This is a genomic window from Rudaeicoccus suwonensis, assembly GCF_007829035.1.
GTDB classification, from domain to species: Bacteria; Actinomycetota; Actinomycetes; order Actinomycetales; family Dermatophilaceae; genus Rudaeicoccus; species Rudaeicoccus suwonensis.
On the sequence record NZ_VIVQ01000004.1, the window covers coordinates 120,354 to 135,549 of the forward strand.

The window sequence follows — 15,196 nt, forward strand, 5'->3', positions numbered from 1 at the left end:
TCATCCTTGCGCACACCAGCTGTCCCGCAACAGCTTCGGCAGAATCGGATCCAGCCCGTCCCGCCAGTCGGTCATCGTGTGCTGGCCCGGTAGCTCGGCGGCGCGCACGTCCCAACCGTGCCGGGTCAGGGCGGCAGCCATCCGCTCGTTGTTGCCGCGGTTGCCCTCGGCTGCTCCCCAGGTCAGTGCGACCGACAACGTATGCCGCGGCGGTGGTGCCGACTTCAGTTGTCGCACAAGGGAACTGATCCGCGGATACCACCGGAAACCGGCATCTGAACGACCGCGCGGACCCGGTTCGAAGAACGACCCGGACTGACTCAGCACAGCACCGATCCGCGGGTCACCGGCCGACAGCAGCAGCGACGTGAGACCACCGAGACTGGAGCCCAAGACACCGACCGGGCCGCGCACGGCATACCGATCGGAGAGGGCGGTCAGCGCATCACGTGCCGACCGCAGATACGCGGCGGAGCCGGAATACCACGACATCCGCTGCCGGGCATCGGCGAGCACCAGCCGGAACGGCGGCAGATCGCCGGCGGCGATGTGCGCACCCGCCCACTGTGTGATGTCAGCGCCGTCGAGGTAGCCGCTGCCGTCGTGGCACCACAGCAGCGGAGCCGGGTCCGCGGCGCGCAAGCCGACCGGAATCCACACCCGTGCGGGGATTCCGCCGGCGAGCGTCGACGGAAAGACCGTCGTGGTCATCCGGCCCCTGACAGCGTCGGCGGAGAGCCATTGCGGTTCGCGATAGCCCCGGGCACGCCATTCGGACTTGTCACCGAAGCCGGTGCGAACGACGTTGCGGCACAACGGATCAAGCATCGAACTGCGCTGACCATCGTGGGTCGTCACCCAGAACTTGTACTCCAGGCGACGCACGCCCGCGGTCTCGACGCTGCGCGTCCACCAACCGTCGCGCCAACGACACGGACCGCCATACAGCGCGGCGTCGAGGGCGACCGCGGACCATCGCCGACTTTCGTCGCGCAGCCGCAGTTCCATCGCCTTGCGTCAGTACAACGCCGACATCAGCGCCGTGCGCGCCTTCTTGACGCGAGGGTCGGCAGGCCCGACGACCTCGAAGAGTTCGAGCAGATGCTGCCGCGCGGCATTGCGTTCGTCGCCGGTGGTCGCACGCACCAGGTCCACCAGCCGGGCGAAGGCATCCTCGACGTGGCCACCGAGCAGGTCGAGATCGGCCACGACGGTCTGCTTGTCGACATCGGTCGGTGCCTCGGCAGCGGCCTGTCGAGCCTGGGCGAGGTCGACACCGTCGGTGCGCTGCAGCAGCTTGACCTGGCCCAGGCCGAGCTTGGCGTCTTCGTCCTGCGGGTCTGCCTTGAGCGCTTCCTCGTAGGCCGCGACCGCAGCGGCGTAGTCGCCCCGCTCGATCGCGTCGAACGCACGCTGGTGGGTCTCCGGCAGCTCCGGCTCGGCGGGCTGATCGTCGTCGGCGGCGCCTTCGCCCGACACCTCGACACGGCCGGTGACTCCGTTGGCCGCCGCGGCCTCGAGGACCTTGTCCAGCACTTGCCGGATCGCGTCGTCGGGCTGGTCACCGACATACAGCGGCACCGGCTGACCCTTGAGTATGCCGAGCACCATGGGCACCTGCTGCACCTGCAGCGCCGAACGGATCTGCATCGCGACGTCGATGTCAGCGGTCGCCAGGATCAGCCGGCCGGCATACGAACGCACAAGTGCCGCAAGGGAATCCACATGGTCACGGCTCTGTTGCCTGCTGCCGGAGTAGACCGCCAGGATGACAGGAACCTGCACCGAGGACTCCACGACGTCGCCGAAGCTCGCGTCGTCGACCTCGATCACGACATTGTCGGCCGTTGCGCCACCGGGCTGAGCGCCGGCGCCGGACTGGGCACGGGAGGCTGCCGGCCGCGCGAGGCTCGACAGATCGACAGCGCCACGCAGCGACGCAGGAGTGATCGGCTTGTCAGTCATGTCCCTATTGTCTGCGTCGGCGGTTGCTCAGAAACGAGCGGGTTCGCGGTAGACGCCCCACACATCGCGCAGCGCGTTGCAGATCTCGCCCATCGTGGCCTCGACGCGGACCGCCGCCAGCATCGGTTCGATGAGATTGCCGTCGCCGCGAGCGACCTGCACCATCGTCGCGAGCGCCTGCTCGACGGCAGCGTTGTCGCGAGCAGCCTTGCGCTCGCTGAGCATTCGCACCTGCTCGCGCTCGACCTCGTGCGACACACGCAAGATCTCCAAGTCACCGGCGAGCGATTCGGTGTGCACATTGACCCCGACAACCTTCTTGTCGCCCTTCTCGAGTGCGACTTGGTACTGGAACGCAGCCTCGGCGATCTCGGACATGAACCAGCCGTCCTCGATGCCACGCAGCAGACCCGAGGTGATCGGACCGATCTCGTGCTGCACCTCGCCCTCCGCAGTGCGGGCACGGTCGAGCTCGCCCATCGCGCGGATCTTGTCGAAGATCGCCTCAGCCTCCGCCTCGATCTTGTCGGTCAGCGCTTCGATGTACCACGAACCACCAAGCGGGTCAGCGACATTCGTGATGCCGGTTTCGTCCATCAGCACCTGCTGCGTGCGAAGCGCAACCTCGGCCGACTGGTCGCTCGGCAGTGCAAGCGTCTCGTCGAGTGCGTTGGTGTGCAAGGAGTTGGTGCCCCCGAGGACGGCCGCGAGCGCCTCGACCGCGGTGCGGACGACGTTGTTCATCGGCTGCTGGGCGGTCAGCGAGACGCCTGCGGTCTGGGTGTGGAAACGCAGCCACTGGGCTTTGGCGGTCTTGGCGCCATACTCGTCGCGCATCCAGCGAGCCCAGATCCGGCGAGCCGCGCGGAACTTGGCGATCTCCTCGAAGAAGTCGATGTGGCTGTCGAAGAAGAACGACAGGCCGGGCGCGAAGACGTCGACATCGAGGCCGCGGGACAGGCCGAGTTCGACGTAACCGAAGCCGTCGGCGAGGGTGTAGGCGAGCTCCTGCGCGGCAGTCGAGCCGGCCTCACGGATGTGATAACCCGACACCGAAAGCGGTTTGTACGCAGGGATTTTCGCGGAGGTGTACTCCATCAGGTCACCGATCAGACGCAGATGCGGCTCGGGGGCGAAGAGCCACTCCTTCTGAGCGATGTATTCCTTGAAGATGTCGGTCTGCAGGGTGCCGTTGAGCACGGAGGTGTCGACGCCCTGGCGCTCCGCCGCGACGATGTACATGCAGAAGGCCGGCACCGCCGGGCCGCTGATCGTCATCGACGTGGTGACATCGCCGAGCGGGATGTCCTTGAACAAGACCTCCATGTCGGCGGCCGAGTCGATCGCGACACCGCAGTGCCCCACCTCGCCGAGACTCAAGGCGTCATCGGAGTCGCGGCCCATGAGGGTCGGCATGTCGAAGGCGACGGACAAGCCGCCACCACCGCGCTGCAGGATCAGCTTGTAGCGCTCGTTGGTCTGCACCGCGTTGCCGAAGCCCGCGAACTGCCGGATGGTCCATGGTCGCCCGCGGTAACCAGTCGGGTAAAGCCCTCGGGTGTAAGGGAATTCGCCGGGCCAACCGATCGATTCAGGCACCTCGTCCGGCCCGTATGCCGGGTCGACCTCCATGCCGGAAAGAGTTGTGAAATCCGCATCGCGGACCTGACCCTTCGCCTCAGCCGCGTCGTATGCGGCCTGCCAGCGCTGCCTACCGGTCTGCCCGTCGTGTTCGCCCATGTCCCCAAAATACTAGGACTTCCTAGTATTTGTCGCATCGGCCACAGCGGTCGACGGGCACCGGCAGGACCGTCGTCAGTCGCCGCTGGGAGAACTCTCGTCGGTCGCCGCCGGAAGGTCACCGGCATCGACACGTATGACGCGCAGCGTCTCCTGCAAGCGCCCATGTTGCCGATCATCAAGCGCGCTGAGACCGAACTCGATCTCGTGCAGTGCGGCCGTCGCCTGCTCCATGACCTGCCTGCCCGCGTCGGTGAGCCTGGCCAGCGTCCCGCGGCCGTCGCGCGGATTCGGCACTCGGTCGACCAGTCCGTCGGCCGCCAGTCGCTGGACGATGTTGGTGGCGCTCGTCGGATGAATCATCAGGCGCTCGCCGACCTTGCTCATCGGCAGTTCGCCGCGGCTCGAGAACGCCAGAAGGACGAGTGCCTCGTAGCGCGCGAAGGTCAGGCCGTATGCCGCGACGGTCGCGTCGAGTTCGGCCAGCAGCAGTTGCTGCACCCGCATGATCGAGGTCGCCGTGGCCATCGCCTGCACGGGCGAGGCTGCGCCCCACCGCTCCCGCCACAACTCGGCGGCCCGCTCGATCGGGTCGAAGGGCAGCCTCGGCGTCATTGCACCGAATGTAGTTGCCATTCCCGAGACGCCCAGGCGGCGTCCCATTCGTCGGCTACCCGCGTGGTGGCGTCGGCCGACTCGACCCCCGCGAGGTGTCGACATCTGCCGGTTGCCCCAGCGACCACCTCCACGAGATGTCAACATTCGCCGGTCTCCCCAGCAACCACCTCCACGAGATGTCAACATTCGCCGGTCTCCCCAGCAACCACCTCCACGAGATGTCAGCATCTGCCGGTTTCTCCAGCAGTGATCCGACGTATAGCGACATCTCGTCGCATGGCCCAGGTCGTCGCGGGACACACCTGGCTCGCGTACGACGTGGCCACCATCTCGCCCCACGGCTCAGGTCGTCGCGGGACACACCTGGCTCGCGCACGGCGTGGGCCACCATCTCGTGGGCCGTCATCTCGTGAAGCCACGTATCGCGTGGCAGGACGCGACGGCATCGTCTTCCCTCTCCCACGCCGTTGCCGTCGTCCCACCAGACCCGCTTGAGTCCGATTTGTTTGTTACTTGTCCGTTTCTATTGTTTTTGATCCGATCGCCAGGTACAACTGTCGTGTGCCAGATCACACTTCGACCACCAAGGGCTCCGGATCGCTCTATGCGCAGGAGCGCCAGTCGCGCATCCTGCAGATCGCCGCAACTGACGGCCGCGTCGAGGTCGCCGGTGCCGCCGAGCACCTCGGCGTCACCCCGGAGACCGTCCGTCGTGATCTCAAAGCGCTGGAGAGCAGTGGCCGGCTGCACCGGGTGCACGGTGGCGCGATCCCCGTCGAGAAGCTGGATTTCGAGCCCACCCTCGCCATACGTACCCAGGCACAGGCCGACGAGAAGGCACGCATCGCCGCGGCCGCCCTCCAACTGCTGCCCGAGGAGGGCACGGTCATCGTCGACGGCGGTTCGACCACCGCACTGCTGGCCGAAGGCTTTCCGCGCGATCGCAAGCTGACTGTCGTCACGGCATCCCTGCCACTGGCATCCGCCCTGCTGCCCCTGAGCAACGTCAGCCTGCATCTGCTCGGCGGATACGTGCGAGCACGCACCCAGACAGCCGTCGGCGACTGGGCTACCGCCGCCCTCGGCGAGCTGTATGCCGATCTGGCGATCCTGGGCACCAACGGTCTGTCCGTGGAACACGGCCTGACGACCCCCGACCAGCGCGAGGCCAGCGTCAAGCGCGCGATCATGACCGCCAGCCGCCGCCGTGTCGTGCTCGTCGACAGCACCAAGATCGGCGTCGACCACTTCACCCGGTTCGCGACGCTGGAACAGATCGACACCGTCGTCACCGATAGCGCTGCCGCCGCCAAGACCTGCAACGCCATCACCGCGGCGGGTCCGGAGGTGATCTGCGCGTGATCATCACCCTGACCCCGAACCCGTCGCTCGACCGCACGCTCAGCGTCGGCGACCTGGTGCGCGGCGAGGTCAACCGGGCCGTCGCCAGCACGCTCGAACCGGGCGGCAAAGGCGTCAACGTCACCCGTGCCTTGCTGGCCAACGGCTCCGACAGCGTCGCGGTCTTTCCGTGTGGCGGCAACAACGGCCGCCTGATGGAACTGCTCATCAGCGAGGAGCACGTCGCCACCCGCATCGTGCCGGTCGCCTCCGCGATCCGCGTCAACACCGCCATCATCGAGCCCGACGGCACGACCACCAAGGTCAACGAAGCCGGCCCGCACCTGAGCCCCGCAGAGGTCGCGTGCCTGCTCGACACCACCGAAGAACTGATCACCGGCGCCGGCTGGCTGGCGCTGTGCGGCGCTCTCCCGCCAGGCCTGCCCGACGACTTCACCACCCAGGTCGTGCGTCGGGCCCGAGCCGCGGGAGCGTCGGTGGCCATCGACGCTTCGGGCGCCGCACTGCGCGCGGGCGTCGATGCGTGCCCGCAGCTGATCAAGCCCAATCGCACCGAGTTGGCCGAACTTGTGGGCCGCGACCTCGAAACGGTCGATCAGGTCTGCTCGGCCGCTCGTGATGTCATCCGAGAAGGCGTCACCACCGTGATCGTCAGCCTCGGCAAGGACGGCGCTCTCGCCGTCGGCGAAAGGTGCGCCATACATGCGCACGCCGTCGCCCCGAAGCCGAAATCGACTGTCGGAGCTGGTGATTCGCTGCTCGCCGGCGTGCTGTCAGCGCTCGACAGCGGCCACGATCTGGCCGAATCCCTGCGCACGGGCGTGGTCTGGGGCACCGCCGCAGTCCAACTGCCCGGCTCCCGTATGCCGACCCCGGCTGACCTGGCCGGAGTGCACGCCACGATCACCACCGACCTCGACGGATCCCGTCGGCTCACCGACTGAAGCAACCGGATTTCACCACCAGAAAAGGAATGACCATGTCCATCATCACCCGCGACCAGGTGCTGCTCGACCTGCACGCTGCCGACCGGCACGATGCCACCCGGCAGATGGCGCAGACCCTCGCCGACGCCGGGCGTGTCACCGATCTCGACTCCTTCCTTGCCGACGTGCGCGCCCGCGAGGAGCAGATGGCCACCGGGCTGCCGGGAGGTATCGGCATACCCCACGCCCGCAGCAGCGCCGTCTCCGAACCGTCGCTCGTCTTCGCGCGCAGCGCCGGCGGCATCGACTGGGGCGCCGAAGACGGCCCCGCCACTCTCGTCTTCCTGATCGCCGCGCCCGAAGGCGGCGGTGACGAGCACCTGAAGATCCTCGCCGCGCTCGCGCGCAAGCTGATGCGTGCGGACTTTCGCACGTCACTGGCCGAGGCCGCAGACGCCGATGCAGTCGTCGAGATCGTGACCACGCAGGTGGTGGCGGCATGAAACTCGTCGGAGTCACCTCATGCCCCACGGGCATCGCGCACACCTACATGGCTGCCGAAGCACTCGAGCAGGCAGCCAAGGATGCCGGCCACGAGATGCAGGTCGAGACCCAGGGCTCTGCGGGGTCCACCCCGCTGTCCCCGGAGGTCATTGCCGCGGCCGACGCCGTCGTCTTCGCGCACGACCTCGAGGTCAAGGACCGTGGCCGGTTCGCCGGCAAGCCGACGGTCGACGTCGGCGTCAAGAAGGCCATCTCCGATGCAGCCGGTCTGATCGAGCAGGCCGTCGGCCTGGCCGAACGCGGTGAACTCGGTGCCGCATCGGCCGCGGCTCCCACCGGCGGTGGTCTGGTGACCAAGGTCGAGGAGGGCGCCTCCGTCGGCACCCGGATCCGGCAGTGGCTGATGACCGGTGTGAGCTACATGATCCCGTTCGTCGCTGCGGGCGGCATCCTGATCGCGTTGTCCTTCATGCTCGCGCAGGTCGCCGGCGGCAAGCGCGGCGCCATCGACGTGACCAACTACAGCCTCACGACACCGACCGGCCTGTCCGCGAGCTACAACCTGGTCACACACTTCAACGCCGGATCCGGGATGCACTGGGCCGGCCTGCTGTTCGTGATCGGTGCTGCATCGTTCAGCTTCCTGGTGCCGATCCTGTCCGGCTTCATCGCCTTCGGGATCGCCGACCGTCCAGGCATCACGCCCGGTATCGTCGGCGGCTTCATCGCCGCAACGATGGGCACCGGATTCCTCGGCGGTATCGCGACCGGATTCATCGGCGGCTTCCTTGCCTTGTGGATCAGCCGCTGGAAGGTGCCCAAGGGCGTGCGCGGCGTGATGCCCGTCGTCGTCATACCGCTGCTGTCGACGGTCATCACCGGCGCCGCGATGATCATCGTGCTCGGCCGTCCGCTGAAGTGGCTCACCGACGCGCTCACCCACGGCCTGGACGACCTGTCCAAGGGCAGCGGGATCGTGCTCCTGGGAATGGTCCTCGGCGCGATGATGGCCTTCGATCTCGGTGGCCCGGTCAACAAGGTGGCGTACACCTTCGCGACCACCGGTCTGGCCGCCGTCGGCACCGCCACCGACGCCCCTCAACTGCGGGTGATGGCTGCGGTGATGGCCGCCGGCATGGTTCCCCCGCTCGGTATGGCGCTGGCCACCGTCGTGCGCAAGCAGTTGTTCACCGAACCAGAGCGTGAGAACGGCCGAGCGGCCTGGTTGCTCGGGGCCTCCTTCATCACCGAGGGTGCCATCCCGTTCGCCGCAGCGGACCCATGGCGTGTCATCGTCTCCTCGATGGTCGGATCGTGCGCCACCGGCGGTCTGGTGATGGTCTTCAACTGCACGCTGCGCGCACCCCACGGCGGCATCTGGGTGGCTCCGCTGATCGGCAACGCACTGCTGTTCGTCCTGGCTGTCGTGATCGGGGCCGTCGTCACCGCGTTCGTGGTAATCCTGTTGAAGGCGCAGCGCGCCAAGGCGATCACCGCCGGCGCGCAGACTGTGGCCGAACCGGCCGCAGCGACAGTCTGAAGCCCGAACTGCCCTGAGAAGAAAGTGAATCCGAACATGACTGCTGTCACGCGCACCGTTGAGATCGCGTCCGCCGTCGGCTTGCACGCGCGCCCCGCGGCGTTGTTCGTGCAGGCTGCCGGCGGCACCGGCCTCGACGTCACGATCGGTCGGCCCGGCGACGAGGCCGTCGACGCGACGAGCATCCTGGCCGTCATGGCCCTGGGTGCCCGGCATGGTGAGACCGTCGAACTCAGCGCGACCGGCGACGGCGCCGAGGGTGCTCTCGACGACCTGGTCACGTTGCTGTCGACCGATCTCGACGCCAAGGAGTGACTCGTCGATGAGTGCACATCTGCAGGGGGTCGCCGTCAGCCCCGGGTCCGCGATCGCTCCGGTGGTGCTGGTGGGATCCGCCCCCGCCATACCGATGGACGAACCGCGCACCACTGACGTGGCGGCGACCCAGGAACGTGTTGCGCAGGCCTTCGACTCGGTGGCCGAAAGCCTCGAACGCCGGGCAGAGTCGGCGACCGACACCGCGCGCGAGATCCTGCAGATGACGGCACTCATGGCCCGCGACAAGACGCTGCGCAAGGCGGTCGACGAGCGGATCGCCGCCGGCTCCGGCCCACTGACCGCGGTCAGTGCCGGAGTCGGGCAGATCTGCGACTCGTTCCTGGCCCTCGGCGACTACTTCGCCGAGCGCGCCACCGACGTGCGGGATGTCGGCAATCGGGTCGTGGCGCGGCTGAGCGGCAGCGCGGATCCCGGCATCCCGCTGCTGGAATCGCAGTGCGTGCTGGTCGCTGAGGACCTCGCGCCCGCCGAGACCGCGACCCTCGACCCGGCGCTCGTGCTGGGCATCGTCACCGAGGCGGGCGGGCGCAACGGTCACACGGCGATCCTCGCAGCACAGCTCGGGATTCCGGCGGTCGTGCAGGTCGCCGGAGCCACCGAGCTGGCCGAAGGCACCCTCGTCGCCGTCGACGGCGACACCGGTCAGGTCACCGTCGATCCGGACGGCGACCTGCGAGATGCCTTGCAGCACAAGGTGACTGCGCGCAACAACGCGATCGGTCGACACCACGGCGCCGGCCGCACCAAGGACGGTCACCCGGTCGCACTGCTGGCCAACATCGGCACCGCGAAGGATGCCGAGGCCGCCGCTACCCAGGACGTCGAGGGCGTCGGACTGTTCCGCACCGAGGTGCTCTTCCTCGGCCAGCAGAGTGCGCCAACCGTCGAGGAGCAGACGGCGATCTACAGTCGTGTCTTCGCGGCCTTCGGCAGCAGGCGCGTCGTGGTACGCACGCTCGACGCCGGCGCCGACAAGCCGCTGTCGTTCGCCGATCTCGGCGCCGAGGACAATCCGGCGCTCGGCGTCCGCGGACTGCGGATGAGCCAGGCCTGTCCCGACCTGCTCGACAACCAGTTGGCGGCCCTCGCCGCGGCAGCGAAGGACACCGATGCCGCAGTCAAGGTGATGGCGCCGATGGTGGCCACCGTCGACGAAGCGCGCTGGTTCGCGCAGCGCGTGCACGAGCACGGACTGCCCGAGTCCGGCGTCATGATCGAGGTGCCGGCGGCCGCGTTGCGCGCCGAAACCGTGCTGGCACAGGTCGAGTTCGGCTCCTTGGGCACCAACGACCTGGCGCAGTACACCATGGCCGCCGACCGCACCCACAGTGCGTTCTCCGACCTGCTGGACCCGTGGCAGCCGGCCGTGCTCGATGTCATCGCCGCGGCGTCGGCCGGAGCATCCTCCGCCGGGCGGCCACTCGGCGTCTGCGGCGAGTCCGCCGGTGACCCGTTGATGGCCTGCGTCCTGGCCGGGCTCGGCGTCACCAGCCTGTCGATGGCCCCGGCCAAACTCGGCCTGGTCCGTTTCGCGCTCGCCACGCACTCCCTCGACACCTGCGCCCAGATGGCCGACGCGGCACGGTCCGCGACGTCACCGGCTGAGGCGCTCGAAGCCGCTGCCGCGCTGGCCGACGCGGGTCTGCGGGACCTGCTGTGACGGGTACCGGCGCACCGGATGGGGTGCGCCGGTATCGCCATACAGCCCGGTCGCCCGCTTAGTATCGGCCTGCGTGAAGGACAAACAGACCCGCCGCGCACGTTCGGATCATCGCTGGAATCTGAGGTCCTGCGCGCGGCACGGACACCTGACGTATGCCGTCACCGAGCCCGACCTGCGGGAGCGGCTGCGTGCCGACACCACCCAGGGCGAAGCCTGGCGCTGCCTGCGTTGCGGCAGCTACGCGCTGGGGCCGACGCACGGCGAAGGCCCCGCCGACCAGGCGCCCACTCCCCTGCGCGGACGCGCACTGCGCGATGCCTTCGTGATGCGACTGCTGGCGATCGAGCGTTTCGTGCGCGGCATCTTCCTGCTGATCTTCGCCTACGCGGTGTACAAATTCGACGGCGCGAAGAACTCCATCCACCGAGTCTTCGACGAAGACTTCCCGGCCGTGCAGCAGTTCGCGAACAAGTTCAACATCGACATCACCGACGCCGCCCCGACCCGCTGGGTCAACAAAGCATTCGACGCACATCACACGACGCTGGTGCTCATCGCCGGCGGTCTGCTCGCCTACGGCCTGCTGGAGATGCTCGAAGGCGTCGGCCTCTGGGTCATGCAGCGCTGGGGTGAGTATGTCGCCGTCGTGGGCACGTCGATCTTCCTGCCCTACGAGATCTACGAGATGAGCGACAAGTTCAGCGCATTCAAGCTCGTGCTCTTCCTGGTCAACGTGGCGGCCGTGGTCTGGCTGATCTGGACGAAGCGGTTGTTCGGCGCGCGCGGTGGTGCTGTGGCATACGAGAAGCAGCGCGAGTCGGAGTCGCTCATCGACGTCGAGCGTGCCGCGGCTGCCTGACGGTCACCGGGCGGTGGCGCGCAGCATTCGGATCTCGTCGCACTCCAACTCCTCGTCGCGCTTGGTCGCTCCGTCGACGACGAATCCGAGTTTGCGATAGAACGCCTGGGCGCGGGTGTTCTCCCGCACGACCCAGAGGTATGCCGCAGCTCCTCCCAGCGTCTGCTCGACGAGTTGCTGCGCGACTCCTGTGCCGTGGAACTGCGCCAGGACGTTGAGCGCCATCAACTCCTGCTCGACCGGCCTTTCGTCGTCACGGCCCCCGCCCACCGAGCAGAAGCCGGCGAAACGGCCGGTCGGGGCGTGCACTGCCAGCCGCGCACGCCGCACGGTGCCATCCGGGGCGACGGCGTCGGCTCCGGCTGCGATGCGCGCCTCCCAGCCGGCTATGCGCGGCTGCAGTTGCATGGCATCGAGGTAGTCCTGGCTGCACATGCCGGCATACGTGTCGCGCCATACCTGCAGATGCAGCGCGGCCACCTCGGCCGCGTCACCCACGCGGAACGGCCGGATCACGAACTGCGCAGTCACTCCTGCGCCCGCGACAGCTGTTCTTCGAGACGTTCGACCTTGGCAGTGAGCTGACCCGAAAAGCCTTCGCGCATGTCGGCTTTGAGCACCAGACCGACCCGCGGGCTGTATGCCGCACACGCCTCGCACGCAGCCTTGATCACGGTCATGCACTCGTCCCAGCCGCCCTCGATGGTCGTGAACATCGAACTGGTCTCGTTGGGTAGGCCTGAGTCGCGCACCACCTTCACAGCGGCGGCGACCGCCTTGCTCACCGACCCGTCGGGGTCGTCGGTGGTCGAGGGTGCGATGGAGAACGCGAACAACATGGGACCCAGCCTACGAGGATGCGTGCCGTGCCGGAGAAAGCCCAAGTTCCTGGCGCCGTGTGAGGCGCAGGACCGGTTGTCAGCTCCAGATGTTCAGCGGTGTCAGGCCCCACCGCTCACACTCGAGCAGCACCAGTCTTGCGAGACTCCCGTTGTCACCGATGAGATCCGGCTGCAGGCTCTCGACCGTGAGCGTCATCCGGTCACCGAACTCCTGCAACCAGGTCGTCACGCCCCCTCCTGCCGACTGCATCAGCTCCTGCGTCACATTGCGGTGCACGCCGCGGCACATCATCGAACGCGCCGGAGGGCCGCCGAGCCCGGTCAGCGGTGGCTTCATCCGGCCGACGTTGGAGCAGGTCACCAGTGCCGCCGGCATCCGTTCGGCCACCCGCTTGAGCAACCAGTGCGGCAGCACCCGCAGCAGTGGCTCGAGTTGCTGGCCCACGTCGGCGCGCTGCGGGTCGGCCGCGCGCGTGAACTCGGCCTTCGATGCTGCGCGCACCGGGCCGAGATCGGCATACATCTTGTCGGTGCAGTGGACCGGAACCGAAGCACTGCCAAGCACATTCGAGCGCCAGTCGTCCGGTCCGCGACGTGTCGTAGGCAGCACTACCGAGACCGTCGAACCACTGGGGACACGGCCGCTCGCGACCATCAACCCCGCGCTGAATGCCATCAGCAGACTGTTGGCGGTGCCCCCGCGCGTGGCAGCCGCTTGCTGCCAGTCGGCGACCGACAGGTCGACGACACAGAACGGTGGAATGTAGTCAGAGCCCGGAATCCCTCGCATCGGCAACGTCGGCTTGCTTCGCAGCGGCGTCTGCACCGCCTCGTGCGCAGGAGCCTCCGGTGCGGCAATCCGTGCCTTGCGCTGCGCACGTGCCGTGCGCACCGCTCGACCGATCGCCCGGCCGGCTGCGGCCAACTGGCGACGGGCGTCGCCCAGGTCATCGCGGGTACGCACCGCGTGCGCACCGGCCGTGTCGTCAGGCAGACAGGGCACCGCTGCGCCGGTGACCGCGGCCTCGATCGACCGGACGATGAGCGAGCCGTCGCCGATGCAGTGCCGGGTGGTGAACGACACCAGTTGGCTCCCGTCCGACACCGGCGCGGCAGCCAACCGCCACCCTGGTCCGCGCACCGGGTCCAGGTGATCGCGCAGCCGATCGTCGAACCACCGCATCACGTAACGGGTTTGGACCACGTCGGTGTCGACTCGCAGGTGATCGACGACGGGCGCCGGCACCCACCGCGACCGTGCCTGCGGCACCGTCGCCGGGGCGACCAGTCGGCTCATCGGCCCGGCCAGCATCCGGTCGTGCATCAACCCGAGCTGTGCGGCTGACAGTGGCTCGTCCAGCCACCAGGTGTGCTGTGAGGTCAACGGCACGCCCAACACCTGCTCGCCTAGGAAGTATGCGTCGTCGCCGAAAGTCATCCGGTTGTCGATCACGTCTGACACGGGTGTCCTCACCAGAATCGGGGTTGCAGCGACCACTTGGCCGCCTCGTCGATGACCGCCTGCTGGAGAGAGTCCGTGTCAGGCAGTCGGTCCGGATCCATGCTCAACACGCTGAGTGTCGCGGCTCCGTCCGACGTCGTCAGCCAGGCGGTGATGCCCCCACGGGCAGTCCGCAGCTGCTGCACATCTGCACCTCGCACAAGCATCCGGGCTGTCGTTCGTGCGGCGACATCGCCGCCCAATGTGGATACCTCAGAGGGCAATTCGCCGACGTTCGAGCAGGTGCACACGGATACCGGTTGCGAGAGAGCGATGCGCCGCAGCAGTGCGTGCGGCAGCAGCCGGATGGTCGGGGTCAGCATGCGCAGTATGTCGGTGTGGTCGCGCTCGGGGTCGGTCGCGCGTGTCAGGGCATCTCGCACCGCGACCCGGATCGGCTGCAGATCGGTCGGACGGTCGGCCGCGACAGGCACAGCCACCGTGGCACCGATCGTGGCGATGGCCCGCCGATCGCCGGGTGCGCGCTCTGCCACCGGCATCGACACCGGGATCGTCGTGCCCGCTGTGATGCGCCCCACCGACTCGAGCAGCCCCACAGACAACGCAATCAGCAGCGAATTAGAGCTTCCACCGAAGGTTTTCGCGGCGTTCACCCACCGTTCTTCGTCGAACTCGGCGACGACCCACGCCCCGGCAACTGCACGCGCTGTGGGTGCGATCTGCGCCGCAGGCTCGGGCTGCGGCATACGTTCGCCCGAGCTCCGCGCATCAGGCGAGCGGCGACTGCGCCATACGGTCCGGATCGCAGCGACCAACCCGCGAACGGCCGACACGATCTGCAGCACTGCGTCGCGGGCATCCGCCCACTTCGACACACGTGCAGCGGTAGGCGAATCATCGGGCAGACGACCCGTGGCCGCTCCGGTCACCGCCGTGATCACCGCCGCGTAGAAGCCGCTCCCGTCGACTACCGCGTGCGACGCAACCAGGCTCACCACGTGCCCGCCGTCACGCAGCGGAGCAGCGGAAATGCGCCACGCACAACCGGATTCGAAATCGAGCGGGGCGTCGATGCAGCGTTGCGCCCACTGCAAGATGTCAGAGCCGTCGATCGGCTCACCGAAGGACACCAGCGGCCGCGGCGGCTCGGCGGCCATCCACCGGTCCCGCGCGAACGGGACCTTCGCCCGCGACAACCGTCGGGTCAACGGACCCTCGCCGAGTGCGCGCGCCACTGTCTCGAGCCGCGCCCGGTCCAGCGGCGAGTCGAAGCGCCACAGCATCTGATTGTCGATCGGCATCCCGAGTGCCCGATCGGCGAGGACGAAGGTCTCCTCGGCGGCGGTGAGCCTGTTCAGATCCGGCGGCATGGGCGA

The 15,196-nt window shown here is 68.0% G+C and carries 15 protein-coding genes; 7 read left to right on the forward strand and 8 right to left on the reverse strand.

Annotated features, from left to right (window positions below):
* The 4 genes from BKA23_RS16260 to BKA23_RS16275 form a co-directional block, all read right to left on the reverse strand.
* Positions 1–1,008: an alpha/beta hydrolase gene (locus BKA23_RS16260; protein WP_145230424.1), complete on the reverse strand. Its 1,008-nt coding sequence runs from the start codon at positions 1,006–1,008 to the stop codon at positions 1–3.
* Positions 1,009–1,017: 9 nt separating this feature from the next.
* The gene (locus tag BKA23_RS16265) at positions 1,018–1,965 is read right to left on the reverse strand and encodes a tetratricopeptide repeat protein (RefSeq protein WP_145230426.1); all 948 of its coding nucleotides are present in this window, start codon (positions 1,963–1,965) and stop codon (positions 1,018–1,020) included.
* 27 nt (positions 1,966–1,992) lie between these two features.
* Positions 1,993–3,705: a coenzyme B12-dependent isobutyryl-CoA mutase large subunit gene (icmA, locus tag BKA23_RS16270; RefSeq protein ID WP_145230428.1), complete on the reverse strand. Its 1,713-nt coding sequence runs from the start codon at positions 3,703–3,705 to the stop codon at positions 1,993–1,995.
* A gap of 75 nt (positions 3,706–3,780) precedes the next feature.
* Positions 3,781–4,320 carry a MarR family winged helix-turn-helix transcriptional regulator gene (locus tag BKA23_RS16275; protein WP_145230430.1) on the reverse strand — a complete coding sequence of 180 codons (540 nt, stop codon included), beginning with the start codon at positions 4,318–4,320 and terminating at the stop codon, positions 3,781–3,783.
* 564 nt (positions 4,321–4,884) lie between these two features.
* On the opposite strand from BKA23_RS16275, the gene BKA23_RS16280 reads away from it, so the two are divergent.
* The 7 genes from BKA23_RS16280 (at position 4,885) to BKA23_RS16305 (ending at position 11,516) form a co-directional block, all read left to right on the forward strand.
* On the forward strand, positions 4,885–5,685 hold the full coding sequence (locus tag BKA23_RS16280) for a DeoR/GlpR family DNA-binding transcription regulator (RefSeq protein WP_145230432.1): 801 nt from the start codon (positions 4,885–4,887) through the stop codon (positions 5,683–5,685).
* Complete coding sequence (gene pfkB, locus BKA23_RS16285; protein ID WP_145230434.1) at positions 5,682–6,629, forward strand: 1-phosphofructokinase; 948 nt, start codon at positions 5,682–5,684, stop codon at positions 6,627–6,629. Before BKA23_RS16280 ends, pfkB begins: the two co-directional genes overlap by 4 nt.
* A gap of 35 nt (positions 6,630–6,664) precedes the next feature.
* Positions 6,665–7,114, forward strand: coding sequence for a PTS sugar transporter subunit IIA (locus BKA23_RS17735; protein WP_342783627.1), 450 nt, complete (start codon positions 6,665–6,667; stop codon positions 7,112–7,114).
* Positions 7,111–8,655 carry a PTS fructose transporter subunit IIC gene (locus BKA23_RS16290; protein ID WP_170226639.1) on the forward strand — a complete coding sequence of 515 codons (1,545 nt, stop codon included), beginning with the start codon at positions 7,111–7,113 and terminating at the stop codon, positions 8,653–8,655. Before BKA23_RS17735 ends, BKA23_RS16290 begins: the two co-directional genes overlap by 4 nt.
* Positions 8,656–8,691: 36 nt before the next feature.
* Positions 8,692–8,970, forward strand: a complete 279-nt coding sequence (locus BKA23_RS16295; RefSeq protein ID WP_145230436.1) for an HPr family phosphocarrier protein — start codon at positions 8,692–8,694, stop codon at positions 8,968–8,970.
* 7 nt (positions 8,971–8,977) lie between these two features.
* Positions 8,978–10,654, forward strand: coding sequence for a phosphoenolpyruvate--protein phosphotransferase (ptsP, locus tag BKA23_RS16300; protein WP_145230438.1), 1,677 nt, complete (start codon positions 8,978–8,980; stop codon positions 10,652–10,654).
* 73 nt (positions 10,655–10,727) lie between these two features.
* Positions 10,728–11,516, forward strand: coding sequence for a DUF2127 domain-containing protein (locus tag BKA23_RS16305; RefSeq protein ID WP_145230440.1), 789 nt, complete (start codon positions 10,728–10,730; stop codon positions 11,514–11,516).
* Positions 11,517–11,519: 3 nt separating this feature from the next.
* On the opposite strand, the gene BKA23_RS16310 is transcribed toward BKA23_RS16305, so the two are convergent.
* The 4 genes from BKA23_RS16310 to BKA23_RS16325 all read right to left on the reverse strand — a co-directional run bounded on the left by BKA23_RS16310 (position 11,520) and on the right by BKA23_RS16325 (position 15,190).
* Positions 11,520–12,047 carry a GNAT family N-acetyltransferase gene (locus BKA23_RS16310; protein ID WP_145230442.1) on the reverse strand — a complete coding sequence of 176 codons (528 nt, stop codon included), beginning with the start codon at positions 12,045–12,047 and terminating at the stop codon, positions 11,520–11,522.
* Positions 12,044–12,355, reverse strand: coding sequence for a thiamine-binding protein (locus BKA23_RS16315; RefSeq protein ID WP_145230444.1), 312 nt, complete (start codon positions 12,353–12,355; stop codon positions 12,044–12,046). Before BKA23_RS16315 ends, BKA23_RS16310 begins: the two co-directional genes overlap by 4 nt.
* Positions 12,356–12,434: 79 nt before the next feature.
* The gene (locus BKA23_RS16320; protein WP_145230446.1) at positions 12,435–13,820 is read right to left on the reverse strand and encodes a hypothetical protein; all 1,386 of its coding nucleotides are present in this window, start codon (positions 13,818–13,820) and stop codon (positions 12,435–12,437) included.
* 8 nt (positions 13,821–13,828) lie between these two features.
* Positions 13,829–15,190: a condensation domain-containing protein gene (locus BKA23_RS16325; RefSeq protein ID WP_145230448.1), complete on the reverse strand. Its 1,362-nt coding sequence runs from the start codon at positions 15,188–15,190 to the stop codon at positions 13,829–13,831.
* Positions 15,191–15,196 lie beyond the last annotated feature (6 nt).